The following is a 25,285-nucleotide window of genomic DNA, read 5'->3' on the forward strand; positions in this document are numbered from 1 at the left end:
GCCGCTACCGCCAGGCATCACATCCCTTTGGCGCAACAATGTGTTATTTATAAGCGGCTTTAATATTCTCTAAAAAATATAAAATTTATATACTTATCAACAGTTTATAGATTTTTTTAAATGTTCGATCTAGTTCACCCAAGGATAGTACAAGTTCTGACCACAGCCTTGATAGCTGGTACCGTTAAACAGCACTGTGACCTTAGTGGGAAAGGCATCCCCACTGATGGCATCAACGCAGGGCAGGTCTAAAACCTTAACCCTCAGATTTTGTGTTGCGGTAGCGCCAGCATAGAAATACATCAAACCCTCGCCATCCTCAGTCTGGTCCGGCACCAATATCCTCTGCGCCCCATCCTCTAGAACAAACAGTAGTTGCCGCCCACGCTGTATCTCCAGAGACCAGACAGGGTCGTTGCCAACGCCACGAAAATCGACACCCCGTCGACGGGCATCTTCCCACGCCACTTGCTCGGGAAGCAGGTGGCAATTTTGATAGTCCTGCCCCTCCACGGTTAGCATGGCCTCTTCCCCCTTACTCCAGAACGAGATGTCATTCTCTTCGTACAGGGTCCCCGATGCACTGCGCACCTGCGATAAAATAACGTAGCGCTCGGGCAGCCACAGTGCCATTTCACCGGGGCCCAGGCGAGCGACAAATTCATAACCGTTACATGCATAGACCAGTGTTGTCGCAATGGGACGCTCGTCCACAATAAAGCCATCGGCTTCTACAGAGAAGCTGCGACGAAGATCATCGCCTCCGCACGCAACAAGCGCGAGACAAACACACACTGTATAGAACAATTTCATCAGCAAAACTCCTCGTCAATCAGGCAGAGCCAGACACATTTCTGCGGATCCAGAGATGCTAGGCAGCGCTGCCCAAATGAACAAGAAGATGAGCAGCCCGATCACTGTCGAAAGAACATTCAACTTGCGCGCAAATACCTTTTACCTGCCTCACAGGTCAGTCTACACTGAATAACGAATTGCTAAACAAAAAGGCCCAGCCTAAATGGATAATACAGAAAGTCCCAGTGGTGGCGATGCAATTCCTGGATGGTATGGGGTAGACCCCACCACTACAAATCTGAAAATGAACCCTCATGCGCATTACAAACATCTGCGAGAAATACAGCCGGTCAACCTCACTCCCGTGGACGACTGGCGTTTATCGAACTATGCGGACATACAGAAACTGCTAAAACACAGCCACAGTGGCATGCGCGACATAGACGGACTGATTCCAGGAGAAACCCGCGAGCAGACCAATGCAACCAAATTTATGCTGCGAATGGATCCGCCGGATCACGATCGTTTGCGCAACCTGGTCAGCAAAGCCTTTACGCCAAGAGCCCTCAGTACCATGCGACCAATGATTGAGCGCCTGGTAGTGGCTGAACTCGACCGCGTTGCCCCATTGGGTGCAATGGACCTAGTGGCAGATCTTGCCTTGGCGGTCCCTGCGGCATCCATGTGTGCCATGCTCGGCATCCCCTTCGAAGACCGCCACAAACTCACTGATCTGGTCTCTCTGGTCACTTATCGCCTCGCCAAACAAGCGTATCCGGAGCTACAAGAACAGTCCGAAGCCGCTATTATGGAACTGGCGCAATACATGCTCGTGCTCATCGAAGAACGGCGGGAGAATCCTACAGAGGATATTTTAGGACAATTGGTGACGGCAGAAGAATCGGGTGACCGTCTAAGTAACGATGAGTTATTGCAGCAAAGTATTGGTTTGCTTGTTGCTGGACTGGAGACCACGACAGGCTTAATTGCCAACGGTATGGTGTGTTTTTCACGCTATCCTGAAGAATTTGAAAAACTGGCGGACGACCCTACGCTGGCGCTGTCGGCCGTCGAGGAGTGTTTGCGCTTTGAACCGTCAATCCCTATTACGCTCAGAATCTTATGGGAGGATACAGAATTCAGCGGCATCACAATACCGGCCAACGCCAACGTCTATGCCCTTTTAATCGGCGCCAATCGAGATCCACTTTATTTCACCGAGCCAGACCGCTTTGATATCAGTCGCAACGAAGCAAAGCACTGCTCTTTTGGGGGCGGCATACACTTTTGTCTTGGCTCACACCTTGCCCGAATGAACGCTGAGATCGCTTTTCAGCAGATGGCCCAACGCTTCACTGCTATCGAGATTGATGAATCGAGTATCCAATGGGCGCCTTCGCTGTTCCGGATACCCGGCAGTATTCCCGCACGTTTCCAGCGCCGCAATTAAATCGCCTGAGCGGCCCTACCGGAACTACCCCATCGGATAAAGTATATCCCGCGATACCGCATCAATTTGTTTGAGGGTATCGGCACTCAATGTAACCTCTGCTGCCGCCAACAGCTCCGGCACCTGCTCTGGGGTCGTAGCTCCGACAATGGTAGAGGCTACAAAATCATGTTGTTTACTCCAGGCAATTGCCATAGTGACGACAGACATCTCCAGTTCTGCGGCAATAGCCTGATAACGACGGGTGGACTCCAGCGTTTTTTCATTCACGAAACGGTGCATCATGGCCTGCTGCCGTTTGGGAGATTGCAGGTACATAGAAAAGCGTGCGCCCTCCGGGAACGCCCCGCCGTTGTACTTACCACTCAAGACTCCACCACCCAAGGGCGAATAAGGAATTAGGCTAACATTTTCCTGGCGACACGCCTGGGCAAGCTCATCTTCAAAGCGACGATTATTCAGGCTAAAGTTATTCTGAATAGTATCGTGACGTGCGAGCCCATGGGTGTCAGACGCCCACAGACTCTTGGTCAAACCCCACGTGGATTCATTACTACACCCCAGAATCCGTACCTTGCCCGAGCGCACGAGTTCGTCCAGCGCCATCATGGTCTCCTCTAAAGGGTAATCCGCATCGGGCCAGTGGGTCTGATAGAGATCAATGTAATCAGTATCCAAGCGGCGTAGACTGCCCTCCACGGCGCGCATAATGTGGTGGCGATCAAGGCCAGTCTTACCGCCTCGAAAGGGCGCAGTGATCCAGACATGGCTGGGGCCCGCTACCTTGGACGCGATAATCAATGACTCTCGGTCTTTTGTCTTCATCCACCGACCGACGATCTCTTCCGTCACGCCTGCGTATTTTGCATCGGGCGGTACTGGGTACATTTCCGCCGTGTCATAAAAATCCACACCGGCGTCGTAAGCCATATCCATAATGCGAAAAGACGTTTTTTCGTCTGCTTGGTTGCCGAATGTCATGGTGCCCATACAAATATCGGACACCACAATAGAGCTTTTACCTAACCGGTTCTTTTGCATGCTGGCCCCTTAAAACTGACAGTATTATCGGAAGTAAACAGACCGGGTGCTCCCGGCTAATCGCTATTAGGTAGCATCCCTTTCCTTCGCCATATCCAGGGCGAGGTCTTCAATCATATCTTCCTGTCCACCGACTGTCCTGCGGCGCCCCAGTTCAACCAAAATGTCGCGACTGGACAGGCCATATTTCTCAGCACTGCGTTTGGCAAACAGCAGGAAGGACGAATATACACCTGCATAGCCTAGTGTAAGAGCATCTCGATCAACGCGCACCATCTGGTCCATCATTGGCACAACAAGATCTTCCGCAACATCCATAGCCTTGAACAAATCAATACCTGTTTCGACGCCCATGCGATCACACACCGCGATAAACACTTCCAACGGCGTATTACCCGCACCTGCACCCAAGCCTGCCAGAGAACCATCAATTCGATTAGCGCCTGCGTCAACCGCAGCAAGAGAGTTCGCAACACCCATCGCCATGTTGTGATGCCCATGAAAGCCTAGCTCGGTTTCCGGCCTTAGCTCCGCTCGCGCCAGTGCGACTCGCTCGGTCACATGATCGGGCAGCATATAGCCTGCTGAGTCCGTGATGTAGACACAGTTGGCCCCAAAGTCTTCCATCATCTTCAGCTGTTGCACCAACTCTTCAGGCCCTATCATATGGGCCATCATCAGAAAGCCTACAGTATCGAGGTCGGGGTATTTGGCCGCCATTGCAAGATGCTGCTCAGCAACATCCGCTTCAGTGCAATGCGTCGCCACCCGAATAGACGAGATGCCGCAATCCACAGCCATTTTAAGGTGATCCACTGTGCCGATACCGGGCAGCAGCAATGCGGAGACCTTCGTGTTCTTCACCTCTTTGCACACAGCCGTCAGATACTCCTCGTCACTGGCCGCAGGAAACCCGTAATTGACCGACGCGCCGCCCAGCCCGTCGCCGTGCGTAACTTCAATCATCGGTATCCCCGCCTCATCCATGGCCTTGGCAATCGTGACCATTTGCTCGACGGTGATCTGATGCTGCTTCGGATGCATGCCGTCACGCAGGCACATGTCATGAATAGTAATTTTTTTCCCGCTAAGGTCCATGCTCTCGCTCTCTCGTATTTGCTATTGACGGTATTCAGGCGGCGGCAGGCACAAAAGTACCGGCCAGAATCTCTTGGGCATACATCTCTGCCGTGCGCAGACCCGCTGCGGTCATGATATCTAGATTACCTGCATATTTAGGCAGAAAATCACCTAGTCCTTCAACTTCCATATAAATTGAGACACGCTTTCCATCAAATACAGGCCCGTTCTTTAAGGTGTAGCCCGGCACATACTTTTGCACCTCAACGAGCATGTCATGCACCGACTGTGTGATAGCAGCCTGATCGGGTTCGTCAACAGTCAAGCAGTGAATGGTGTCTCGCATTATCAGAGGTGGCTCGGCCGGATTGATAACAATGATGGCTTTGCCACTTTTTGCACCGCCCACCTTCTCAATGCCGCTAGCGGTGGTACGCGTAAACTCGTCGATATTTTTACGCGTACCAGGCCCCGCCGACTTACTACTCACGGTCGCCACAATTTCGCCATAGGCCACGCTCTGTACGCGGCTGACAGCCGCCACCATAGGGATGGTCGCCTGACCCCCACAGGTCACCATGTTGACGTTCATTGCCTTCGCCGCCACCGCTTCGCTCAAATTGACCGGCGGCACACAAAATGGCCCGATCGCTGCGGGGGTCAAATCGATCATCACAGCACCCTGCTCGTTGACCTTGCGACTGTTTTCAGCATGCACATAGGCGGATGTTGCGTCAAAGCAAATCTGCACACCGTCCGCGGCCATCGTAGGCAACATGCCGTCTACACCCTCTGCGGTCGTTTTCAACCCCATATCTAGGGCCCTCGCCAGCCCTGGGGAATCCACATCCACACCCACCATCCAGACGGGTTCAATCAACTCGCTGCGCATGGCCTTCATCAACAGATCTGTGCCGATATTTCCAGGGCCAATGATTGCTGCCTTTACTTTTTTGCTCATGTTGAATCTCTGTATTTCGATAGGGTTATACTACGTGTGACATCGATCGGCACCAGCGCCTCTCGTCAAAATGACGTCTCGTTAAGACAAGGGCACTATACAAATTTACAGCGACAACCTCCAATTCCCTCAATAACCAGTGACATCTCATCACCCGCAACCACTGGAATCAAAGGCACCAGTGAGCCAGAAAGAATAATCTCGCCCGCTTTAAAAGGAATACCAAACTCACCGAGGGTATTGGCTAACCACGCCACAGCCGTCAATGGGTTACCCTGCACGGCACTTCCCATTCCTTCTGAATTGAACTCACCATTTTTAAAAACAGTCATCTTCAAATTCGGCAAATCAAAATCGTGCGGATCGACTTCGTTTGTACCCAGCACATAAACGCCACACGATGCGTTATCCGCCACTGTGTCCTGGATTTTTATATTCCAGTTATGAATCCTGGAATCGACAATTTCGAAGCACGGCATAATGGTGGCAGTAGCGTCAAGCACATCCTGCTCCGTCACACCCGGACCCACTAAATCCTGTTTTAAACGGAACGCAATCTCACCCTCAGCCCTAGGCTGAATCATATTGCCTGCGATGGGAATATTGGCGCCATCGGCATATTCCATCTTATCTGTCAGAAAGCCGAAGTCTGGCTGAAAGACCTTCAGCATGTCTTGCACCGGCTTACTGGTCACCCCGATTTTTTTGCCAACAATGCGCTCACCGTCCAAGTTTAGGCGCTGACTCACCATCCGCAAAGAGATGTGGTAAGCGTCCTCGATAGTGATATCACCCTCCCGCTCCGTCAACGGCCCCAGGGTAGACTGAGTACGAAGAGCCTGATACAACTCATCCCCCAGCTCTTTGATCCGTTCTTTATGCATCATAAGCTCATCTGCATCCATTATTCAGGTGGCAATTTTACACGTCTTTCGGATTTCACCAGTACAATATTTTGTTCGACCGCGCGTAAAGTCCAACCAGCATCAATTGTCTGATTGTTTGAGCTGTAGCATCACCGCACATCCAGCAGTGCCGGCGTTCACGCTATTGGCGGCTAGGCCTTGCGTCTAAACGCTGCCTGCTCTAGCCGTGTTGCAGAAAATCCAGACAGTAACGATTAAACATCGCTTCATGCTCAACCATTACCCAATGCCCGCACTCCGTCGCCAACACAAGGCGTAAATGTTTAATATTTTTGGCCATGGCCATAATGCCGTTCTCAGGCATCATTTTCTCATCCATGCCCCAAAAGCCCAGCACGGGACACTCAAGCTCGTGCAATCGATCCACGAGATTAGGTACTTGCATGGTCGCCATCACATGGCCATTCATAATCTGCATGATCTGCATCCGCTCTTCCACCAGCGCATCAGTAGCATGCTCCGGATTGTGCATCAGGCCAGTGGCAAACAGATCCTTCATCACAGCAGGCGTCACCGGCTCACCTGAACCGAAGACCTTGAACACCTTCTGCATGCCCGGCATTTGCTGATATTCAGCCAGGTCACTTAGGCCGCCTGGCGCCATTAGAACGAGCTTTTCCACTCGTTCCGGATGTTCTAGCGCCATCCCCAAAGCTATGACTCCACCCAAAGAATTACCCACCAACGTGCATTTTTCTACGCCAGCCACGTCAAGCGTTTGCTTGATGCACTCGACAAAAAACGACAAGGGGTGATCAACGTCGTTGGGCTTGTCTGAAAAGCCATAACCAATATGATCTGGAATAATACAGCGATAACCGGCATCCACCAGATGTCGGTAATTGCCCTTGAAATTACTATAGCCACTCGCGCCTGGGCCTGAGCCATGTAAAAACACCACGACCTCGCCCTGTCCCTCGTCCAGATAATGGATTCGGTAGCCATTCGCGCAGTTAGCATAGTGGCCCTCGGGTAATCGTCCTTTCAACTTCATAATATCTCCCGCGCGTAATGTGCGCCTTAGACGGCAAAGTCTGCGTTTTCTTCGCCAAATAGAACTCCACCAAGATTACTGGCAAACGGTGTGGCGTTGTTCGCCACATGCGCCTGACTCGCCAAGATATCCAGATGTAACGACAATAAATCACTGTTCGACCGTATCCCACCGCTACCAGCGGCCTTGAGCATTTTGCTGGACAGCGCCAAGCAGCGATCGGCAACAACAGCAGAATCATAGCGATAACGCACCCTATCATCGATCGGGATAGGAACACCCGCTCGACAGCACACCATCATAGCTTCAAAATTGTGTATGAGCGTTAACTTCATTTCTTCGATAGCCGCGCCAGCTTCTGCCGCGATAACGCGTGCAAAGGGGTCATCTTTCATTTTATTGGGCCCCATTTGGCGAGTTTTGGCGACTTCGATAACCGCATCCGCCGTTTAGGGTATCAAAACTACTCCACGATTGCCTTTCCATAGGTGGTAGGGTCGCCAAAAAAGGCCCGATGAGATGGGGGGGACCTACCGTTGATGTCAGTGAGACCATATTCCTGTGCCAATTCAGCGCCAATAAGCACGCCTCCACTCTTGTCCATCAGCTTAGAATCTCTGGCCAGCCCATCGATTACTCGACCGGTAAACTGTGGGGTTTCGGCGGTCGCGACTAAATCCGCATACTTCTCAGGTTCCGCATCAAATACACGCTGCGTGCGCTCAGTCAGGAGAAGACCCATCCAGATTGAAATGACGGCGACATTGTACGGACGAAAATCAATCGCCATATCATGTGACATTTTGTCTACTGCCGCTTTCCCTGCGCCATAAGCTGGGCCGTGCATATAAATACGTCCGCCAAAGGACGAGGTATTGATAATCAGACCTTCCCCATTCGCTAACAAGAGGGGTGCCGCATGCCACGCTGCGCTGTAGTGTGATCGCATACCCACCTCCCACAGCCCAGTAAGCGCCAGCGGTTTTTCCCAGAACGGGCCTGCCTGAGTCATCGCATCGTGCAAACTCGTGGCGTTGTTAACCAATATATCCAGCCGACCCTGCTCAACGGCTACCTGCTCGAACAGTCTTTGAACACTATCGTCATCACCGTGGTCGCAGTAGACAGGTATACCCTCGCCTCCTGCTGCTGTGACGGCATCTGCGGTAGCTTGTACTGTGCCCGGCAAAGGCGCATCCCCTTCGTTTCGTGTGCGTCCAGTCACGTAAACAATGGCTCCAGTCGCGCCAAGCGCAAGCGCTATGCCTTTCCCTGCACCACGGCTGGCGCCAGTGACTACCACGACACGATCTTGCAAAAGTCCCATACGCTATTTCCTCAACTGTGAGTTGTACCTAAACGGTATCGATATGCTATCGCAAATGCCCGACGTCCAGATGACTAAGCATCATACCAGCGGCGTTATCTGAACAGATCACTCTCTCAACGAAACAGGGGAACTTTACCCCAGAGCCTCTGTCTGAATATCGGATGGCAGGAATTTGCATTAGAAACGCCCTGCTTTTTTAAACTTACACTCGGCAACAGACCGAGAGCACTAGAAAGCGTTGCAGTATCGTGCTGCAGTGTTTCACACCATAGGTATAGTGGAAGGGAATTTTCTTATGAAAATGATTAAAACACAACTCGCGGTAGTAGCAGGTGTTGCCGCAATGAGCCTCTCCGTTGAGTCTTTTTCACACGGATATGTTTCACAACCAGGAAGCCGTTCATATCTCTGCAAGTTGGGAGAAAATACGAACTGTGGGGCAGTCCAATATGAACCTCAATCTGTTGAAGGCGTAGACGGCAGTCCACGCTTCCCAATCGGCGGCCCCGCTGATGGCACTATTGCTGCGGCAGGGAGCCCCGCCTGGTCTGAGCTTAACGCGCAAACCCCGGCTCGCTGGTCAAAGAACGATATCGCTGCTGGAACTAACGTTTTTACCTGGCAGTTCACTGCAAACCATGTTGCTCGTGATTGGCGATACTTCATTACTACCCCTGACTGGGACCAATCACAACCCCTGTCGCGCTCTGCGTTTGAACTGACTCCTTTCTGTCAATATGACGGCGGCATGGTACGCCCGCCAATGACAGTCCAACACGCCTGCGAAGTGCCGGCTCGCGAAGGTTATCAAGTCATCCTAGCGGTATGGGATGTCGGCGATACGGCGGCGTCTTTCTACAACGCGATTGACGTAAACTTCGAAGGCGGCGGCATGCCCATAATCGAAGATAATTCGTTTCTAGAGGTGGGATCTATATCGGGCGCCATTGGACTTAACGTGGGAGACACTATCTATACTCGCGTAATGGATACAAATGGTGAAAATTTGTCACTGTCTGCTTCGTACACGGCGAGCACTGCTATCTCTGGCGCTGCTGCGAGTCTTGAACTGGCGCGGGCCATCAACGCGCAGGGATATTTCTTCGCAGGTGAAAAATCAGGGGATACGTTCTCCCCAATCGCTGGCACGAACAAGATCTATACGATGGGAAATGACGACATTCAATCTATTCAAGTCGCCATTGAATTTGCAGATGTAGAGTCGGAATATCAAGTCACGCTATCTAATGTCGATTCTCCTATAGAAATAAGCAGCGCGGGCATGGCGGACGTTCTCTTTACGGTCTCTACAAATGGCGCAATGGACATTGTGGCCACCCTGTTTGATAGCAGCGGCGCTACCATCACTAGTGATACGTTTATCTTAGACGACACCATGCAAATGCCCGACGACTCAGATTCCTGTGATGCACCTGAGCCCGTCGCGTCTATGCAACCGGTCGATCTAAAGCTGCACGTGCACGAAGCCTTCCCTGGTGATTTCACGCTGGTTGTCGTTGCTACAGCTATACAAGGTAATGCGACCATCCAGAATACGGCCAACGTAACGCTCGTAACGGCTAGTGTAGACACACCAGTGGACGATGACTCAGGTTCCTGCGATGCATCTGATCCGATGGCTTCTATGCAGCCGGCCTTTAACTCATCCACTGTTTACACGGGTGGGGAAGTAGTGAGTTTCAGCGGTCTGGTCTACAAAGCAAAATGGTGGACTGTTGATGTTGCTCCTGATGCAACGAATGCATTCGAACTAGTCTCTGACATACGTCTAGACTATTCCGACTCCACGATCTTTCTCGAAGGCGCAGAGTCAATATTCCAGGGTGATGTTTACCGCGCCAACTGGTGGACACTTGGCTCTTCACCAACGGCAAGCCCTGATGTATGGTCGTTAGTTGGCCCTGCTCCGTCTTGCTAATACGGACGGGGGACTTAGTCCCCCGTTTTCAAGACGCGTTTTCGTTCTTTCAAGCCCCCCTCTTTGCAATGTAAAGGAGGCTCAGCAAGCAAGTAGCAGCCGCTTATATAGCGGCTATCTTTACATAAAAAACCACATCTGCTAATGCAAATTTTTTGCTTTGGCTTATACTTGCCGCGATGTATCTCTCGCTCAAAAACGATCTAATTCTGCGCTATATCGTCATTGCCGCAGCAATCATTATGTTTGCCATCAAGCTCGATTTCTTCGCTGTTCTTGCAGCGCTTCCGGCCGCCGCGCTACAATTTTCTGTCACTACAACAGACCTGCAATGGGTAATCAGCGGTTGCATGCTCGCGCTTACCCCGTGCTTGGTGGCCGGCGGCCTTGGTGCAATCGGAATGGGACGGGGCATAAATAATGGGGTGATGTTTGTGGCCTGCTCATCGGCCGCCGGAACCGGCCAGTGCGGGTCTTTTGCCAGCGTTGTCACACAGGCAGTGCTACCTGCTCAAAAAGCAGGCAGCGCGGCAGATCGGCAGGCGAAGTGACACGCCACCGAAAATATTTAGCAACGCTGATAGTGCTATGTGGCCTGCTGTTGCACAGTGCAGCTGGATTGGCGGACTCGCGGCAGGTGTTTTCCGCCACGTCTTCTCCATGGCTGCGTGCCGTAGGCAAGCTACAGGTGCCTGGACAGCGCTATCGCAATGGCCATAGCTCACACTATTTGGAAGATTGCAGCGCCACTCTGGTTTCCAGCGCCACTCAACGCGATGCCAATATCATCATCACTGCCTGGCACTGCCTCGAGCTCTATAGCGACCTGAGCAAACCGATCCTCTTTACAGCAGTGACAGTCTCAGGGGAGTCAGTGAAGCGGGAAGCTTTGCGCTTGGCCGATGGCGGCGGGATGCACGCCGATTGGGCCATTTTACGCTTGCGTCGCAACATAAGCTCCAAACAGATTATCGCTTTAAACATCCATGCTCACAGTGCGGATCCGGATCGCCCAGTGACCATGGCCGGTTACTCTCGCGACAGTGGGATAGGCGATTCTGGTCAAGTCCTAACGTTCGACCCCGCCTGTGTCATTCAGCACCAGCAGCGCAGTCTCGGCGATACAAACTGTCTGGCCCACAAGGGGGCTTCTGGTGGTGCAGTAATACAACTTTCCAACAATGCGGAGCCGCTGATGTGCGGCGTTATTTCGCAAGGCAATGGCGAGGGACGCAGCACCTTTGTCCCAGTAAGTGGATTCAGAACCGCTATCAATCTTTATCTGAAATAATCGGCGGGACTATTCCGGCAAGTAAGGCGATCAGTCTAGGTCGGCTTTTACGTTGGACTGCTGACGCGCTGGTGGCGGCGCACCGACATGAGGCTCGCCCCTGGACGCAGCTAGCTCTACTTGCTTCTGGCGCTCTCTGAAGCGCGTTGCTTGATCTATCGTCAGACTCTCGTAACAATGAGGGCAACACACACCCGCTTCATACTGTCCAGAATGCTTCTCCTCTTCGGTAATGGGATGACGGCAACCAAAACATTGATCATAACGCCCTTTCTCCAGCTGGTGATCAACCGAAACCCTGTTATCGAAGACAAAACACTCGCCCTCCCAGAGACTGTCTTGCTGCGGCACCTCTTCGAGGTATTTCAAAATACCGCCTTGCAGGTGATACACCTCCTCAAAGCCTTCATTCAGCATGAAGGCAGAGGCTTTTTCACAGCGAATTCCCCCAGTACAGAACATCGCAACTTTTTTATGCTTATCAGGATCAAGATTCGCGCGAACAAAATCGGGGAATTCTCGAAAGTTTTGAGTACGCGGATCAACAGCACCACTAAAACTACCAATGGCGCACTCGTAATCATTGCGCGTATCGATCAAAAAAACCTCAGGATCGCTAACCAAATCATTCCAATCACGAGGACGGACATAGGTCCCCGCACGCGTGTTGGGATCAACCCCTGTTACGCCCATCGTGACTATTTCTTCCTTCAACTTGACCTTCATGCGATAAAAAGGCACATGGTCGTCGCAGGATTCCTTGTACTCTAGATCAGCCAGGCGAGAATCACTGCGCAGGTACGCAATGACGTGGTCGACGCCTTCCTTATTCCCTGCGATAGTGCCATTGATACCCTCACGCGCCAGCAATAAAGTGCCTCGTACACCTGCCGTTATGCACGCGTCCAGCAATGGCTCACGAAACTCGTGGTAATCTTCTAGCGTGACAAACTTATAGAGCGCTGCAACGACGACTGATTCCATTATTTCGCCCTAGGCTTGATCTGCTTTACTGCCGCCGAGGCACTCTGGCGAAGCCTTTACGCCCTGCTCTCGTTTCTCCCATTCGATAGCTGTGTACGTATGCAGAGCAAGAGCATGTACTGGCCCCGCGAGTTGCGACGCAAGCACGGCATAGACCTGTTGATGCCGGGCAACCCTGGAACACCCTTCAAAGCTGCTACTAACCACCACGACCCGAAAATGAGTTTCCGAATCCGGCGGCACGCTATGCATATAGCTTTCGTTGCCAACCTCGAGGAATTCCGGAGAAAATCTGCTCTGAAGTTGTTGCTCTATCTGTTGCTGCACAATCATGAGAAGCCTGCTAAAAATTACTAAAGGAACCAAGCGTGCAAATTATAACCAAGGTCAACGTAGGGTGACAGCTCCGATCCTCATCTTTTACTGACGCGTCGACTGGCACGAAACTGGCCCGGAGTCTGTAACGTCCATTTTTTAAACGATCGATGAAAGGCACTAGGGTCAGTAAACCCCATCTGCAGCGCAACCTCATTAATCGACAACTCCGGCCGAATAAGGCATAGCTTGGATGCTTCACAACGTGCCTCGTCCTTAAGTTGCTGAAATGTTGTGCCCTCGCGCTTTAACCTGCGGCGAAGAGTCGGAGCGGACATCTTCAGCGCACTGCTAATGGCTTCAAATCCCGGAAACCCGTCACTAAAGTCGTGTCCTATCATAGCTTTTACCTGCGCAGAAATGTTATTCGCTTCTGGGCTAGTTTCCATCATTAGCAACTGATAGGGCGCCGTGCGCAAAAACTCGCGCAGGGAGTGCTCAGTATGTACAACAGACCAACCCAGACATGCGCTATCGAAGTAGAGCAAATCGTGCGCCTGGTTAAAATACAGCGGGCAACCGAACAACTTTTCGTATTTCTCCAATCGTTCTGGGGTGTCTCCGGAGAAATCCACTCGTTTTAACTCTATTGGGCGTCCGCACAGCCAGCCGAAAAAACGATGCCACATGGACAGTCCATAGGCATCTGCAGCCTCGACTCGAGGCCGTTCGTTTCGCGCCATAGTGCGATAGCCTACTCGGGCGAACTGGTCACTAAAGTTAGCGTATAGCTGACTATTCTCGCCAAAGAATGTTCGATAAAATTCTGCAGCACGCTGAATGGCCTGTCCGAGATTATCGCATGAGATAATGCAGTAGCACATCATGCGAAATGCGCCAGGCGCGACCAACTCACTGCCGGTCGTGCCGAAGGTTTCATCCTGCAAAAGTCTCAGGACGCTCTGGTAAATGCGAGAATATTGCATGGCACTGATCTCGCTACGATATGCAGGGTCAGACTCATTCAAAGGGTCAAAATCCAGCCCGGCATCGCTGAGAACAAGACTAAAGTTATAGCCCTTATCTCCCGCCATACGCAGCAATGTCTTGACGAATCGAGTTGGAACGCGGTTGCTCATGAAAGTACAGTCACACAGATCAGTGCGTTCATCTTAGCAGAAGCACATCACGAGGGTCAGCCATAAACCCCACAGATTGTGGTTTTGACTCAGGCGAGACCCCGCCAACGGTAAACAGTATACTATGGTCAGACATGACACGAGAGCTGCCCAATGACAGAGCGCTATAATGTTTATTTCGCTGGCCGGTTAATGGATGGGCATGATCTAGACAGCGTCCGGGAAAAGCTGGCGAAGGTGTTTAACCTGGACCAACAGACCCTCGATAAATTATTCAGCGGCAAAAACCAGTTAATTAAAAGTGACTGCGACAAAGCGACCGCCCTACAATACAAAGTTGTGATGCAGCGGGCAGGCGCAGAATCTACAATAAATCGTATCAAATCTGAGCTCAAACAGGCCAATGCTGCACCCACAAAAATGCACACTGCGGCGGAAAAAATTGCAGCGCTGGCGGCCACGCCGATCGCAGGCCGTCTCGAAACACCGGGGTTGATTGCACCGGCATCTGTCACGCAACAGGAAAAAACGACAGGCACAGGAGGTATTGACTTGGCTGCTCCAGGAACCGACGTCTTACTTGTACATGAACGTGCCGCGCTGATCAGTCGAAACGTAGATACTTCTGGCCTAGCGCTGGACACATTGGGGCAGCGCTTGTCCCAAGAACCATCATCGCCCCCTGCCATGCCCGACACAAGTCACCTGAATATGGCGCCAGTGGGTGACATGATTCCCAATTTACCTCTGTCCAGAAACCCAGTTTCACCCAACATCGACGACCTCACACTGTCACCTTTAGACTTCGACTTCAGCGACGATATTGCACCCGAAGAAAAACCCTTGCTGCACGATTTCTCAGCTCTGTCACGGACCCCGTCAAACGGCTGATGATATTGCTTTGGAAGGCTAAGCCCTCTGGCTAATTCTATTTGACAAATTGAGTGCTAAGGAAGCTCGATTCTCACCTGCAAACCTGGATTGTTGTTGCCCAACTCTACCGAACCATAATGGTACTGTGCAATCGCTTGCACCAGACTAAGGCCCAGACCATGACCCGGGTGCTCCCCGCGACTGGACTCCACACGATAAAAGCGCCGAAATACGTTACCGCGCTCCAAAAAAGCAATACCAGGCCCGGAATCAGAGATAACAACGATATGTCTGCCACTGCCATCACCTATCAGTTTTTTACTCATCTGCACCCGAATATGTCCATTCGGCTTCGTATACTTAATCGCATTGTCCAGCAGGTTGGCGAACATCTGGAACAATAAATCCACTTCCCCTTTACACACCTGTGACTGAGGAGCCTCCAACACGAGGTCAATGTTCCGTTCTTCCGCTAGAGGTTCATAGAGTTCTACTACATCGCGGAGCAGGGCCCGCAGCTCCACATCGCTTCCGCCGGCCAAGCGGCTGCCCGATTCCAAGGTGGAGATTCGCAGGAGCGCATTAAACGAAGACAAAAGTTCATCACATTCCTCAATAATGCGCTCTAACTGCCCGCCCTCTTCCTGACCTGACCTATCGCGCAACTGACTAAGATCGTTGCGCATCCGCGTCAGAGGTGTTCGCAAGTCATGCGCTATATTATCAGAGACACGCCGAACCCCCTGCATCAGCGTCTCCATCTGATCCAACATCTGATTCATAAACATGGCCAGAACACGAATATAGCCCTTCTCTTCCTCTACCTGCAGTCGCTCGTTTGCGCCACCTCGAATGATGCGGGAAACATCCTGATTCAACCGTTCGACTCGATCCAGTGTCCGCGCCGCACTAAAAAATCCTCCTGTAATGCCCAATATCAAGGTCGCAATTAAAAATCTAAGGAGCGTGCGAAACACTAACTCTGCCCGGTCAACAATATCGGCATAATCACGCGCCACCATGACCTGATAGCCGTCTCCGAGCAACATGGGATAGGCTAAAAACTCGACATCAATGGACTGTCCCCAGTCCTGCAGTGCCAGCTCAAAGCCTAACCAACCGTCATCAAACTCTCGATAACTCGGGCGTGCGGGCAGGTCTCCTGCAACTTTTACGCCTTCAGCGTCAGTCACTAAGTAATAGAAGCGGTGGATTGACGACGATGCCAACTGATCATCGATATACTGATTGACTCCGGCCAGAGACTGTCCGCTATAAACTAACTCAAGTGTTTCAAGTTCGCTCATAACGCTCTCACCCAATGCGCGAAAAGAGGTGTAGCTGAAATACAGATAGAAAGCGCCCAACAGGAGAAACACGGTAGCGCTAAGAGCCGTGACATATTTAACGATTCCACGAAAGGTAAGGCTACTAACGACTTCCCTTGTTTTCATCGCGTCGTGCTCAATCGTCCAGCTGGGGGCCGAGACGATACCCCTTTCCCCTCACTGTAGAGAGCAAAGCATGGTCAAAATCCTTGTCAATTTTCTGCCGCAGGCGCGACACGTGCACGTCGATGACATTAGTTTGCGGATCAAAGTGGTAGCCCCAGACGTGCTCCAGCAACATTGCCCGCGTCACCACTTGGCCAGCATGGCGCATCAAATATTCCAGTAGCTTATACTCACGGGGCTGTAAAGTAACGGTAGTCGTCTGGCGCTGCACATGCTGGCGCAGCAGATCCATGGATAAATCAGCGACCACTAGCGTTGTTTGCGCTTCACCCACAGCCGCAGAGACGCGACGATGCAATACGTCCAGTCTTGCCAGCAGCTCCGCCATAGCAAATGGCTTTACAAGGTAATCATCGGCACCACAGTGCAACCCCTGCACCCGGTCGTCCACTTCGCCCAGAGCACTCAGTATAACCACTGGTGTGTTATTCCCAGCCTCTCGTAGAGCATTGATTAATGCCAACCCATCCATCCGCGGCATCATGCGATCGATCACCATCACATCAAAGGTGGTATTTTGTGCCGCTCGAAGCCCAGCTGCACCGTCGAGCTCATGGACACAACTGTGACCCACCGCGGTCAGCTCAGTGACGATAAAGTCACCTACCCGCTTATCATCTTCCACCAGCAGTACATTCATGCGCACAGCCTCTACAATTGACCATCAATGTATCACGGGCATGAAGTCGCTCTCAATTTACATTTCGTTAATACTTTTGCCCAATAATGCTAAACTCCAGTGCATGACAGAAGCTAATCGATCCCATAGTCCTTCGCTGCTAAGACGCCTGACGGCTATCCTTTATGACGCCCTATTGGTGTTAGCTCTGATAGCTGTAGTCAATGGACTGGCACTGGGTGCTTTGGTTAAGGTGACAGACGGAGAACAGCAAGTCCTTAATGCCCACCTGGCTCAGTTTCTGACGACGCTGAGCATCGTGCTTTTCTTCAGTATCTTTTGGATTAAAAGCGGGCAAACCCTCGGTATGCAGACGTGGCGCATAAAGCTAGTTGATTTTCAGGGTGGCCCTCCCACAATAGGCAAATCCATACTTCGCTGCCTGGGAGCATTCCTGTCTGCAGCCTGTCTGGGACTTGGTTATCTTTGGTGTCTGGTGGATCGAAATCACCGCTATTGGCATGACTATATTTCCGGCACCGAATTGATCCTGCTACCCAATCGGGAAAAGCCGGAAGACACCTAAAGCCCGCACACTTTTGCGTTCCAGTGTTTTTTCAGTTCAGTTTGGCCGCTGGCCAGCATACACTAGGGCGTTTTAACTCCACTGAGGAATATATCTATGACCGCTATGACGTTCATCGCAAGAGACGTGACCGATGCAGCCACTGCCGCCAGTCAATGTGCCATTTTGCCCTTGTTCCAAGATACAAAATTGGCAGGTGCGGCGTTAAAGCTCGACAAGGCCTCCTCTGGCTCGATAAAAGCGGCGCTTGCACTCGGAGACTTTAGCGCTAAATCGGGTGAGAGCCTCATGCTGCCCGGCACCAATGCCGCCAAACGCATACTGCTGATCGGGTGCGGAGACGCCAAGACGTTTGATCGAGAAGCCGCCAGAAAATTTAGCCGAACCCTCTATCACGCCCTTTTAAACAAACAGGCCAGTGAGGCCATGTTGCACCTGGCAGGACTAGGGCTGAAAGAAAACGAAGCCAAATGGATGCTGACCTACCTGGCCCGACATCTCACTGCTGCGTCGTACCGCTATACCGAAACCGTTTCCAAACCAAGGGCCGCAATGAAGCTGACCCGCTTGGTGATTAATACTAAGGGTGCCATTCAATCACGACTCGCTGCTAGCGCTCTGCGCGAGGGTAACGCTATCGGCCTAGGCATCAATGAAGCCGCCAACCTCGCCAATTTACCGGGCAATATCTGCACGCCCTCCTACTTGGCACGACACGCCCGAAAATTGGCGCGCAGCAGTGCCAAGTTGAGTGTCAGCGTAGTGGAGGAGAAGCAAATGCGAGCGCTGGGCATGGGTGCTCTACTGTCAGTTTCAGCCGGCAGTGAACAATCTGCCAAGCTTATCGTCATGAACTACAAAGGTGGTAAAACAGCAGACAAACCCCAGGTGCTGGTTGGTAAAGGGGTCACTTTCGATAGCGGCGGTATTTCCCTAAAACCCGGTGCTAAAATGGACGAAATGAAGTTCGATATGGGCGGTGCAGCTAGTGTATTCGGTACTATGCGCGCTATTGCTGAGTTGGCGTTACCGCTAAACGTTGTAGGCATTGTGGCGGCTGCCGAGAACATGCCGGACGGGAAAGCGACCAAGCCTGGCGATATCGTAACCAGCATGTCGGGTAAAACAATCGAAGTACTCAATACAGATGCTGAGGGACGGTTGGTTCTGTGCGATGCCCTGACCTACGTTGCGCGATTCAAGCCTGCAGCGGTCATCGACATAGCGACTCTCACAGGCGCATGTGTAGTGGCCCTAGGTTCCCATGCCACTGGACTCTTTGCCAACGAAGATGTCTTGGCTGAACAATTACTCGCGGCGGGCACGGATTCGCACGACCGCGCTTGGCGCATGCCATTGTGGGATGACTATCAGGCCCAGATCAAAAGCAACTTTGCAGATTTGGCCAATATCGGCGGCCCCGGTGGCGGATCGATCACTGCTGCATGCTTTTTATCGCACTTCGCGCGCGACTACAACTGGGCCCATCTTGATATCGCGGGATCGGGTTGGAATAGTGCGCCAAAAGGCGCTACCGGACGCCCCGTGGCACTCCTAACCCGTTATCTTTTGGACCGTGCAGGTCAATAATAATGACGCTGGTAGGCTTTTACGTGGTGCAGACTTCTGATCCAGGTCAACGATTGCGGGTTGCTGCGCGTTTAGCTGACAAAGCCTTTCAGCGTGGACATCGCATCTTCATCAACGCGACCGACGAGGCACAGGCGACCGAAATCAATGAACTCTTGTGGAGCTTTAGGCCTGCCAGTTTTCTTCCTCACGGGCTGCATGGGCAGGAGCACTGCGAGACTATTGCCATAGGCTGGGGGCAAGAGCCGAACAATCACAACGATCTTTTGATTAATCTGCAGTTGGAGATCCCATCCTTCTTTAGTCGATTTGCGCGTGTTGCCGAGGTCGTCACACAGGAACCCGACAGCCTCGCGGCGTTACGAAAATCCTGGACATTCTACAAGGAACGCGGTTATCAGTTGGAAAAGCACGATCTTTAGTTGCGTCGTGCCAGGCCGCTTAGAGATACCGTGATTCCGATCAGCGGACTACTACCGTATAATCGTCCGCTACGCCGACCAAAGACTGCAGCCGGCTTACTGACCCACCCTCTTTTGGATTCACTGAGTTATGGATAAAACATTCCAACCCGCCAACATTGAAACCCGCTGGTATCAGGAGTGGGAAGAGAAAGGATATTTTGCCCCACAAGGTGGCGAACAGGCCTATAGCATCATGATCCCGCCACCCAACGTGACTGGCAGCCTTCACATGGGACACGGCTTTCAGGAAGCCATCATGGACGCGCTTATTCGCTACCACCGCATGTCTGGCTACAACACACTCTGGCAGGCTGGCACCGATCACGCCGGCATTGCCACGCAAATGGTGGTTGAGCGCCAGCTAGAAGCACAGGGAATCAATCGTCATGATCTGGGCCGCGAAAAGTTTGTTGAAAAAATCTGGGAGTGGAAAGAAAAATCGGGCGGCGCGATTACCCAACAGATGCGACGCCTTGGGGCCTCTCTAGACTGGTCACGCGAGCGCTTCACCATGGACCCGGGACTCTCTGCAGCGGTACAGGAGGTGTTTATCCGACTCTACCGGGAGGGCCTTATTTACCGTGGCCAGAGGCTGGTTAACTGGGATCCAGCGCTTCATACCGCCATTTCCGACCTGGAAGTCATCTCCGAAGAGGAGCAGGGCCACATGTGGCACTTCAACTATCCACTGGCTGGCGGTCAGGGCCATCTCACAGTCGCTACCACTCGCCCTGAAACCATGCTCGGCGACTGCGCAGTAGCGGTTCACCCGGAAGACGAGCGCTACGCGGATCTGATTGGACGCACCGTTATGCTGCCGCTGTGCGATCGCGAAATACCGATAATCGCCGATGACTATGTCGACCGTGAATTTGGCACCGGTTGCGTCAAAATCACCCCGGCCCACGATTTCAACGACTACGAGATGGGCCGACGACACGGGCTACCTATCATCAACATCTTAAACGACGATGCCGCGATCAATGACACTGCCCCAACACCCTATCGCGGCCTTGACCGACTCGAGGCACGGCAACGTGTGGTCGCTGACATGGACGCCCTGGGATTACTCGACAAAGTCGCAGACCACACGTTAAGCGTGCCGCGTGGAGACCGCTCTGGTGTCATCATCGAGCCCTACCTGACCGATCAATGGTATGTCGACGCGAAAAAGATGGCCACACCCGCCATCGCGGCCGTGGAAAATGGGGACATCCAGTTCGTACCCAAACAATGGGAAAACACATACTTCGCTTGGATGCGGGACATCCAGGACTGGTGTATCAGTCGCCAGTTGTGGTGGGGACACCGCATTCCTGCCTGGTATGACGCCGACGGTAACTTTTATGTCGGAGAGAACGAAGAGGCTGTTCGAAAGGAAAACACGCTGGGCGACGAGATAATACTGCGCCAGGATGAGGATGTTCTCGACACATGGTTCTCTTCCGCGCTGTGGACCTTTTCAACCTTAGGATGGCCCGACGAAACAGAGGAACTGGCCACCTTTCATCCGAGCTCCGTGCTGGTAACCGGCTTTGATATTATCTTCTTCTGGGTCGCTCGAATGATCATGATGACCTTACATCTACGTCAGGAGGTACCGTTTCATACTATTTATATACACGGTTTAGTGCGCGATAGCGACGGCCAGAAGATGTCCAAATCCAAGGGCAATGTTATCGACCCTATCGATCTCATTGATGGCATCGAACTCGAGGAACTAATCCTCAAGCGCACCAGCGGCATGATGCAGCCCCAACTTGCGACTAAGATTGAAAAATCCACACGTCGGCAATTCCCTAACGGCATCGAATCTTATGGCACCGACGCACTGCGCTTCACCTATTACTCGCTGGCCTCGACGGGCCGTGATATTAAATTCGACATTGGTCGCATCGAGGGCTATAGAAATTTTTGCAACAAAATCTGGAATGCTGCACGTTATGTGCTGATGAACTGTGAAAATGAGGATTGTGGCACGCAGAATGATTCCACGGTGGAATTGAGCCTGGCCGATCGATGGATTATAAGTAAAGTTCAGGAAACAACTGAAGAGGTAACACGCGCTGTCGCCAACTACCGTTTTGATATGGCCTCACAGGCATTGTACGAGTTCATCTGGAACGAATACTGTGACTGGTATCTGGAGCTGTCAAAATCTGTTCTCTGGGACGATGACGCTTCGCATGAAGCAAAGCGCGGCACGCGTCAAACCCTGATTCGTGTGCTGGAAATATGGCTGCGAATGCTACACCCCATGATGCCGTTCATTACCGAAGAAATTTGGCAGTCGGTCGGGCCTTTAGCAGGCAAATTAGGGCCTACCATAATGTTACAGCCCTACCCTGAACCCAATGAACACGACATAGACCTTCGTGCCAATGAAGATATTGAGTGGCTCAAAGTGGTTATTGAGGGCGTCCGAAATATTCGTGGCGAAATGAATATTCCTCCGGGAAAAGAGCTTTCGGTACTGTTGCGCAAGGGCGATGAAAATGACCGACTCAGGCTTTCCAAAAATTCGCAATATCTGAGAAAGCTCGCTAAGATCACTCAGATCGCCTGGCTGGCAGCAGATGATGCGGTTCCACTTGCGGCGACGGCACTGGCGGGCGAATTAGAAATATTGGTGCCGATGGCGGGGCTCATTGATAAGGATGCAGAAATCACCCGTTTAAATCGCGAGATTGGCAAACTCGAAGGCGATCTCACACGTCTGCAAGGTAAATTGGCTAATGCAGCGTTTGTCGATAAGGCACCGGCAGCTGTCGTAGCTAAAGAACAGGATAAAATGCACGCGCAACGGCAGGCGCTGGAAACCTTACGGGAGCAAATACAACGTATCCGAGGTATCTGAACATTGTGCTGGAGAGCCTTTTCGCTTTCAACACACTTATTCAACGCATGCCAGACATAATAAAATAAAATGTAAAACCGAGGAAAGCAGAATGAGTGATCGAATATGTGGCACGGTCAAGTGGTTCAATAACGCCAAAGGGTTTGGCTTTGTTACAAGGCAGGATAGCGAAGAGGACGTTTTTGTGCATTTCAGGTCCATACAGGGTGATGGTTTTCGCACTCTCAATGAAGGCCAGGCAGTGGAATTTACGCTCACCGAAGGCCCTAAAGGCCTGCAAGCTGAAGATGTCTTGAAACTCTGAAGAACGCGTGCTTAGCCATAAAATGAGCGCTGCCGTTTGGGTAGGCAGGGCATTAGCGCCTTGCGCTATTCCATGTCGGCGCTGAAGCCGACCCAACCCCACGCTAATACCACTTATTTTCCATGAGGCATTCCCATCAGCGCCATTGATGTTAGAATGCTCAGCGCCAACAATACCGTGCAATCCTGACACGGTTCATCATTGGGAGGAAACCGATGAGTCTCATTACAAAACTTATTATTAGTCTCGTTATTGCTGTCATAGCATCCACGCTAACCACGTTAGTTCTTTCGGGCCAGCTGTTTGAACCGCAAATGTTGGTCGCGTTTTTTGTCGCCACAACTGCAACCGCGCTCCTTGTTCGCGATAACGTGACTCATTCTGGCTCAGATTCAGACAATGCTAACCAGCCACAATCCACCTCCGACGCATCGCGCGACCGTGGAACGGTAAAGTGGTTTAACGTCTCCAAGGGCTTTGGCTTTATTACTAAGGACGACGGTGAGGAAATCTTTGTACACTTTCGCTCTATCCGCGGTGAAGGCCGCCGCGGCCTGCGTGATGGCCAAACCGTGAGTTTTGTTGTCACCGACAGCGATAAGGGTCCTCAGGCCGAGGATGTGCTGGGAGAGGACTGACCTGAACGCTCAGTCAGAGCGCAGAATGCCTTGCCAATACAGCTGAATCATTCGTGCGCCCTCGCGCAGTATGCTTTCAGCCCAGAGTGACTGGCCCTCCATTGCCATCTCTACGATAGCGTAACTCGAATCTATCGTCAGCTGTGCCTGTGTGATCACCAGCCGGTCCGCTGGCCGACCTAGAAACGCCGAAGCAAACGTCGCGAACTGGCTAGCGACTAATCTGCGCGAGGCAAGTCGCACGTCACGCAATGGCTCGACTGCCCGCAAAGCCTGCATCACCTCCAAGCCACCTACCTGCTCCTGGGTGACATCGTAGGTGCCCTTGAGCAGGCCATAAATATCGTCCGCTAAAAGCTGCGGATCACCTTGCTCCAAATATTGGTCAAACCACTGCTGGAAAACTGCATTTTGTCTATCCATACAGGACGCACTCAGCGCATTCAGAACAGCGTATTTATTCGGAAAGTAACGATAAAGAGCAGGCACGGTGATGCCCGCTCTTTCGGCGACAATATTCGTCGAGATACGCTCCACCCCAACCTCAACCAGTAGCTCTGCAGCTGCCGTGAGAATTGCTTCATAGGTGCGTTTGGCCCTTTCCTGCTTCGGCTTGTTCTTCTCTAAAAGCTCAACCCGCTCCCTGACCACTATCATGCACAATTCCTCCTACGGCCCGTAAGCCCCTATCTGAACATCCGCACAATCATCGTATCCCAGTGTACCAACCTGATCCAGTGTCGCCATCTGACACAGCAAGAACAGCTAACAGCGGCATGACAGGCAACGGCATACCGTTGAGCTTTTAGCACAGTGACCAATAAGTCTTCTGGTTTAGCGGCAAATGTTGTGGACCGCAGCGAACAATACTTTTATTCTCGCACGCTGCAAGAAATTGCTTGAACCTCTACTACTTGGATTAGCTTCGTAACAAAAAAGGAATTACGTTGAACAAGAGTAAACCAACAACAGCACACCGGTTTCGTGGCGTTACGATGCCCACTAGTTCTCACCCGTTAATGAGACAGGTTAGACGCGAGGGCGTTAAACCCTCCATACACGGGAATAAGCTTTGGAAATCCAGTCGCCTGCTCATAGATTACTTGGGCAAAAATCGACCGGAGCACTGCAACAGCGTCATCGACGTCGGCTGCGGCTGGGGAATTTCTGGCATCTGGTGCGCCAAGACCCTTGGAGCTCAGGTCACTTCAGCTGATGCGGACCCCGACGTATTTCCCTATCTGGAAGCATCCGCTGGTCTGAACGGGGTCTCCACTACACCCCTCGTGTCTACCTTTGAAAAATTAACCACCAAGCAACTGTCTCAATTCGACATGCTTATCGCTGCAGACATCTGTTTCTGGGATGAACTAGTGGACCCCGTTTTCAATATGGTCAACCGCGCAGTCAAGGCCGGCGTAAAACACATCGTGATCGCTGATCCGAAACGCTCGACCTTCTTTGACATGGCACAGCGTTGTGAAGATCGCTTCTCTGCCGAGATCATTGAATGGAAGACTCTCAAGCCAATCGCGGCGCACGGCGCACTGATGGTATTGCAGAACGCATAGGGCTGTGGACTTACACGTGCGGCT

General features: G+C 51.9%; 25 protein-coding genes and 1 pseudogene. 12 read left to right on the forward strand and 14 right to left on the reverse strand.

The genetic code is table 11. The features are described from left to right. Positions 1-129: 129 nt before the first annotated feature. A complete protein-coding gene (locus tag ABXT62_RS09535) occupies positions 130-813 on the reverse strand; it encodes an MliC family protein (RefSeq protein WP_415355023.1) in 684 nt (227 codons plus the stop codon). A gap of 205 nt (positions 814-1,018) precedes the next feature. Between ABXT62_RS09535 and ABXT62_RS09540 the strand changes: the two genes are divergently transcribed. Then, positions 1,019-2,245, forward strand: a complete 1,227-nt coding sequence (locus ABXT62_RS09540) for a cytochrome P450 (RefSeq protein WP_415355024.1) — start codon at positions 1,019-1,021, stop codon at positions 2,243-2,245. A 24-nt stretch (positions 2,246-2,269) separates the two neighbouring features. On the opposite strand, the gene ABXT62_RS09545 is transcribed toward ABXT62_RS09540, so the two are convergent. The 7 genes from ABXT62_RS09545 to ABXT62_RS09575 all read right to left on the reverse strand — a co-directional run bounded on the left by ABXT62_RS09545 (position 2,270) and on the right by ABXT62_RS09575 (position 8,574). Beyond that, positions 2,270-3,286, reverse strand: a complete 1,017-nt coding sequence (locus tag ABXT62_RS09545) for an aldo/keto reductase (protein WP_415355025.1) — start codon at positions 3,284-3,286, stop codon at positions 2,270-2,272. Between the two features lie 66 nt (positions 3,287-3,352). Next, positions 3,353-4,384, reverse strand: a complete 1,032-nt coding sequence (gene dmpG / locus ABXT62_RS09550) for a 4-hydroxy-2-oxovalerate aldolase (RefSeq protein WP_415355026.1) — start codon at positions 4,382-4,384, stop codon at positions 3,353-3,355. Between the two features lie 34 nt (positions 4,385-4,418). Continuing rightward, a complete protein-coding gene (locus ABXT62_RS09555; RefSeq protein ID WP_415355027.1) occupies positions 4,419-5,327 on the reverse strand; it encodes an acetaldehyde dehydrogenase (acetylating) in 909 nt (302 codons plus the stop codon). Positions 5,328-5,422: 95 nt separating this feature from the next. Next, complete coding sequence (locus ABXT62_RS09560) at positions 5,423-6,211, reverse strand: fumarylacetoacetate hydrolase family protein (protein ID WP_415358191.1); 789 nt, start codon at positions 6,209-6,211, stop codon at positions 5,423-5,425. Positions 6,212-6,413: 202 nt separating this feature from the next. After that, the gene (locus tag ABXT62_RS09565) at positions 6,414-7,247 is read right to left on the reverse strand and encodes an alpha/beta fold hydrolase (RefSeq protein ID WP_415355028.1); all 834 of its coding nucleotides are present in this window, start codon (positions 7,245-7,247) and stop codon (positions 6,414-6,416) included. Between the two features lie 26 nt (positions 7,248-7,273). Further along, positions 7,274-7,681, reverse strand: coding sequence for a hypothetical protein (locus ABXT62_RS09570; RefSeq protein ID WP_415358192.1), 408 nt, complete (start codon positions 7,679-7,681; stop codon positions 7,274-7,276). Positions 7,682-7,710: 29 nt separating this feature from the next. Continuing rightward, the gene (locus tag ABXT62_RS09575; RefSeq protein ID WP_415355029.1) at positions 7,711-8,574 is read right to left on the reverse strand and encodes an SDR family NAD(P)-dependent oxidoreductase; all 864 of its coding nucleotides are present in this window, start codon (positions 8,572-8,574) and stop codon (positions 7,711-7,713) included. Positions 8,575-8,872: 298 nt separating this feature from the next. Between ABXT62_RS09575 and ABXT62_RS09580 the strand changes: the two genes are divergently transcribed. From ABXT62_RS09580 to ABXT62_RS09590, 3 genes are all read left to right on the forward strand, one after another. Next, the gene (locus tag ABXT62_RS09580) at positions 8,873-10,516 is read left to right on the forward strand and encodes a lytic polysaccharide monooxygenase (protein WP_415355030.1); all 1,644 of its coding nucleotides are present in this window, start codon (positions 8,873-8,875) and stop codon (positions 10,514-10,516) included. Positions 10,517-10,671: 155 nt separating this feature from the next. Next, on the forward strand, positions 10,672-11,067 hold the full coding sequence (locus ABXT62_RS09585) for a hypothetical protein (protein ID WP_415355031.1): 396 nt from the start codon (positions 10,672-10,674) through the stop codon (positions 11,065-11,067). Then, positions 11,064-11,807, forward strand: a complete 744-nt coding sequence (locus tag ABXT62_RS09590; RefSeq protein WP_415355032.1) for a trypsin-like serine peptidase — start codon at positions 11,064-11,066, stop codon at positions 11,805-11,807. The genes ABXT62_RS09585 and ABXT62_RS09590 overlap by 4 nt, the downstream gene beginning before the upstream one ends. A 30-nt stretch (positions 11,808-11,837) precedes the next feature. Here ABXT62_RS09590 and ABXT62_RS09595 read toward each other — a convergent pair whose 3' ends face one another. From ABXT62_RS09595 to ABXT62_RS09605, 3 genes are all read right to left on the reverse strand, one after another. Next, on the reverse strand, positions 11,838-12,791 hold the full coding sequence (locus ABXT62_RS09595) for a rhodanese-related sulfurtransferase (protein ID WP_415355033.1): 954 nt from the start codon (positions 12,789-12,791) through the stop codon (positions 11,838-11,840). Between the two features lie 9 nt (positions 12,792-12,800). Next, positions 12,801-13,124 carry a BolA family protein gene (locus ABXT62_RS09600; RefSeq protein WP_415355034.1) on the reverse strand — a complete coding sequence of 108 codons (324 nt, stop codon included), beginning with the start codon at positions 13,122-13,124 and terminating at the stop codon, positions 12,801-12,803. An 80-nt stretch (positions 13,125-13,204) separates the two neighbouring features. Next, complete coding sequence (locus tag ABXT62_RS09605) at positions 13,205-14,245, reverse strand: AraC family transcriptional regulator (protein WP_415355036.1); 1,041 nt, start codon at positions 14,243-14,245, stop codon at positions 13,205-13,207. 153 nt (positions 14,246-14,398) lie between these two features. On the opposite strand from ABXT62_RS09605, the gene ABXT62_RS09610 reads away from it, so the two are divergent. Beyond that, positions 14,399-15,136 carry a hypothetical protein gene (locus ABXT62_RS09610; protein WP_415355038.1) on the forward strand — a complete coding sequence of 246 codons (738 nt, stop codon included), beginning with the start codon at positions 14,399-14,401 and terminating at the stop codon, positions 15,134-15,136. A 56-nt stretch (positions 15,137-15,192) separates the two neighbouring features. Here the strand turns inward: ABXT62_RS09610 and ABXT62_RS09615 are convergent, their stop codons facing one another. Together ABXT62_RS09615 and ABXT62_RS09620 are read right to left on the reverse strand one after the other, a co-directional pair. Next, positions 15,193-16,572: an ATP-binding protein gene (locus ABXT62_RS09615; RefSeq protein ID WP_415355039.1), complete on the reverse strand. Its 1,380-nt coding sequence runs from the start codon at positions 16,570-16,572 to the stop codon at positions 15,193-15,195. 10 nt (positions 16,573-16,582) lie between these two features. Then, positions 16,583-17,272, reverse strand: coding sequence for a response regulator transcription factor (locus ABXT62_RS09620; RefSeq protein WP_415355041.1), 690 nt, complete (start codon positions 17,270-17,272; stop codon positions 16,583-16,585). Here ABXT62_RS09620 and ABXT62_RS09625 point away from each other — a divergent pair. The 6 genes and pseudogenes from ABXT62_RS09625 to ABXT62_RS09650 all read left to right on the forward strand — a co-directional run. Continuing rightward, entirely contained in the window at positions 17,271-17,837 is a 567-nt protein-coding gene (locus tag ABXT62_RS09625; RefSeq protein ID WP_415355042.1) for an RDD family protein, read from the forward strand. The two genes, ABXT62_RS09620 and ABXT62_RS09625, sit on opposite strands and share 2 nt — an antisense overlap. A gap of 105 nt (positions 17,838-17,942) precedes the next feature. Beyond that, complete coding sequence (locus ABXT62_RS09630; protein ID WP_415358193.1) at positions 17,943-19,427, forward strand: leucyl aminopeptidase; 1,485 nt, start codon at positions 17,943-17,945, stop codon at positions 19,425-19,427. Between the two features lie 2 nt (positions 19,428-19,429). Then, positions 19,430-19,849: a DNA polymerase III subunit chi gene (locus ABXT62_RS09635; protein WP_415355043.1), complete on the forward strand. Its 420-nt coding sequence runs from the start codon at positions 19,430-19,432 to the stop codon at positions 19,847-19,849. A 130-nt stretch (positions 19,850-19,979) separates the two neighbouring features. Continuing rightward, complete coding sequence (locus ABXT62_RS09640) at positions 19,980-22,748, forward strand: valine--tRNA ligase (RefSeq protein ID WP_415355044.1); 2,769 nt, start codon at positions 19,980-19,982, stop codon at positions 22,746-22,748. A gap of 91 nt (positions 22,749-22,839) precedes the next feature. After that, positions 22,840-23,052: a cold-shock protein gene (locus tag ABXT62_RS09645; RefSeq protein WP_415355046.1), complete on the forward strand. Its 213-nt coding sequence runs from the start codon at positions 22,840-22,842 to the stop codon at positions 23,050-23,052. Positions 23,053-23,480: 428 nt separating this feature from the next. Further along, positions 23,481-23,690: pseudogene (locus ABXT62_RS09650) on the forward strand (cold-shock protein); the annotation flags it as partial. Positions 23,691-23,699: 9 nt separating this feature from the next. On the opposite strand, the gene ABXT62_RS09655 reads toward ABXT62_RS09650, so the two are convergent. Continuing rightward, complete coding sequence (locus ABXT62_RS09655) at positions 23,700-24,347, reverse strand: TetR/AcrR family transcriptional regulator (protein ID WP_415355048.1); 648 nt, start codon at positions 24,345-24,347, stop codon at positions 23,700-23,702. Positions 24,348-24,637: 290 nt separating this feature from the next. Here ABXT62_RS09655 and ABXT62_RS09660 point away from each other — a divergent pair, with 290 nt between their 5' ends. Continuing rightward, positions 24,638-25,261 (forward strand): class I SAM-dependent methyltransferase, encoded by a 624-nt coding sequence (locus tag ABXT62_RS09660; RefSeq protein WP_415355050.1) that lies wholly within the window; start codon positions 24,638-24,640, stop codon positions 25,259-25,261. Positions 25,262-25,285 lie beyond the last annotated feature (24 nt).

Source organism: Halioglobus sp. Uisw_031, assembly GCF_047729875.1.
Classification (GTDB): Bacteria; Pseudomonadota; Gammaproteobacteria; order Pseudomonadales; family Halieaceae; genus Marimicrobium.

Coding starts and splice junctions, on each gene's coding strand:
- ABXT62_RS09640 (WP_415355044.1), top strand. CDS start 19,980: ATGGATAAAACATTCCAACCCGCCAACATTGAAACCCGCTGGTATCAG.
- ABXT62_RS09630 (WP_415358193.1), top strand. CDS start 17,943: ATGACGTTCATCGCAAGAGACGTGACCGATGCAGCCACTGCCGCCAGT.
- ABXT62_RS09610 (WP_415355038.1), top strand. CDS start 14,399: ATGACAGAGCGCTATAATGTTTATTTCGCTGGCCGGTTAATGGATGGG.
- ABXT62_RS09600 (WP_415355034.1), bottom strand. CDS start 13,124: ATGATTGTGCAGCAACAGATAGAGCAACAACTTCAGAGCAGATTTTCT.
- ABXT62_RS09580 (WP_415355030.1), top strand. CDS start 8,873: ATGAAAATGATTAAAACACAACTCGCGGTAGTAGCAGGTGTTGCCGCA.
- ABXT62_RS09615 (WP_415355039.1), bottom strand. CDS start 16,572: ATGAAAACAAGGGAAGTCGTTAGTAGCCTTACCTTTCGTGGAATCGTT.
- ABXT62_RS09625 (WP_415355042.1), top strand. CDS start 17,271: ATGCGCACAGCCTCTACAATTGACCATCAATGTATCACGGGCATGAAG.
- ABXT62_RS09645 (WP_415355046.1), top strand. CDS start 22,840: ATGAGTGATCGAATATGTGGCACGGTCAAGTGGTTCAATAACGCCAAA.
- ABXT62_RS09555 (WP_415355027.1), bottom strand. CDS start 5,327: ATGAGCAAAAAAGTAAAGGCAGCAATCATTGGCCCTGGAAATATCGGC.
- ABXT62_RS09535 (WP_415355023.1), bottom strand. CDS start 813: ATGAAATTGTTCTATACAGTGTGTGTTTGTCTCGCGCTTGTTGCGTGC.
- ABXT62_RS09560 (WP_415358191.1), bottom strand. CDS start 6,211: ATGCATAAAGAACGGATCAAAGAGCTGGGGGATGAGTTGTATCAGGCT.
- ABXT62_RS09575 (WP_415355029.1), bottom strand. CDS start 8,574: ATGGGACTTTTGCAAGATCGTGTCGTGGTAGTCACTGGCGCCAGCCGT.
- ABXT62_RS09540 (WP_415355024.1), top strand. CDS start 1,019: ATGGATAATACAGAAAGTCCCAGTGGTGGCGATGCAATTCCTGGATGG.
- ABXT62_RS09605 (WP_415355036.1), bottom strand. CDS start 14,245: ATGAGCAACCGCGTTCCAACTCGATTCGTCAAGACATTGCTGCGTATG.
- ABXT62_RS09620 (WP_415355041.1), bottom strand. CDS start 17,272: ATGAATGTACTGCTGGTGGAAGATGATAAGCGGGTAGGTGACTTTATC.
- ABXT62_RS09565 (WP_415355028.1), bottom strand. CDS start 7,247: ATGAAGTTGAAAGGACGATTACCCGAGGGCCACTATGCTAACTGCGCG.
- ABXT62_RS09635 (WP_415355043.1), top strand. CDS start 19,430: ATGACGCTGGTAGGCTTTTACGTGGTGCAGACTTCTGATCCAGGTCAA.
- ABXT62_RS09655 (WP_415355048.1), bottom strand. CDS start 24,347: ATGATAGTGGTCAGGGAGCGGGTTGAGCTTTTAGAGAAGAACAAGCCG.
- ABXT62_RS09545 (WP_415355025.1), bottom strand. CDS start 3,286: ATGCAAAAGAACCGGTTAGGTAAAAGCTCTATTGTGGTGTCCGATATT.
- ABXT62_RS09595 (WP_415355033.1), bottom strand. CDS start 12,791: ATGGAATCAGTCGTCGTTGCAGCGCTCTATAAGTTTGTCACGCTAGAA.
- dmpG (WP_415355026.1), bottom strand. CDS start 4,384: ATGGACCTTAGCGGGAAAAAAATTACTATTCATGACATGTGCCTGCGT.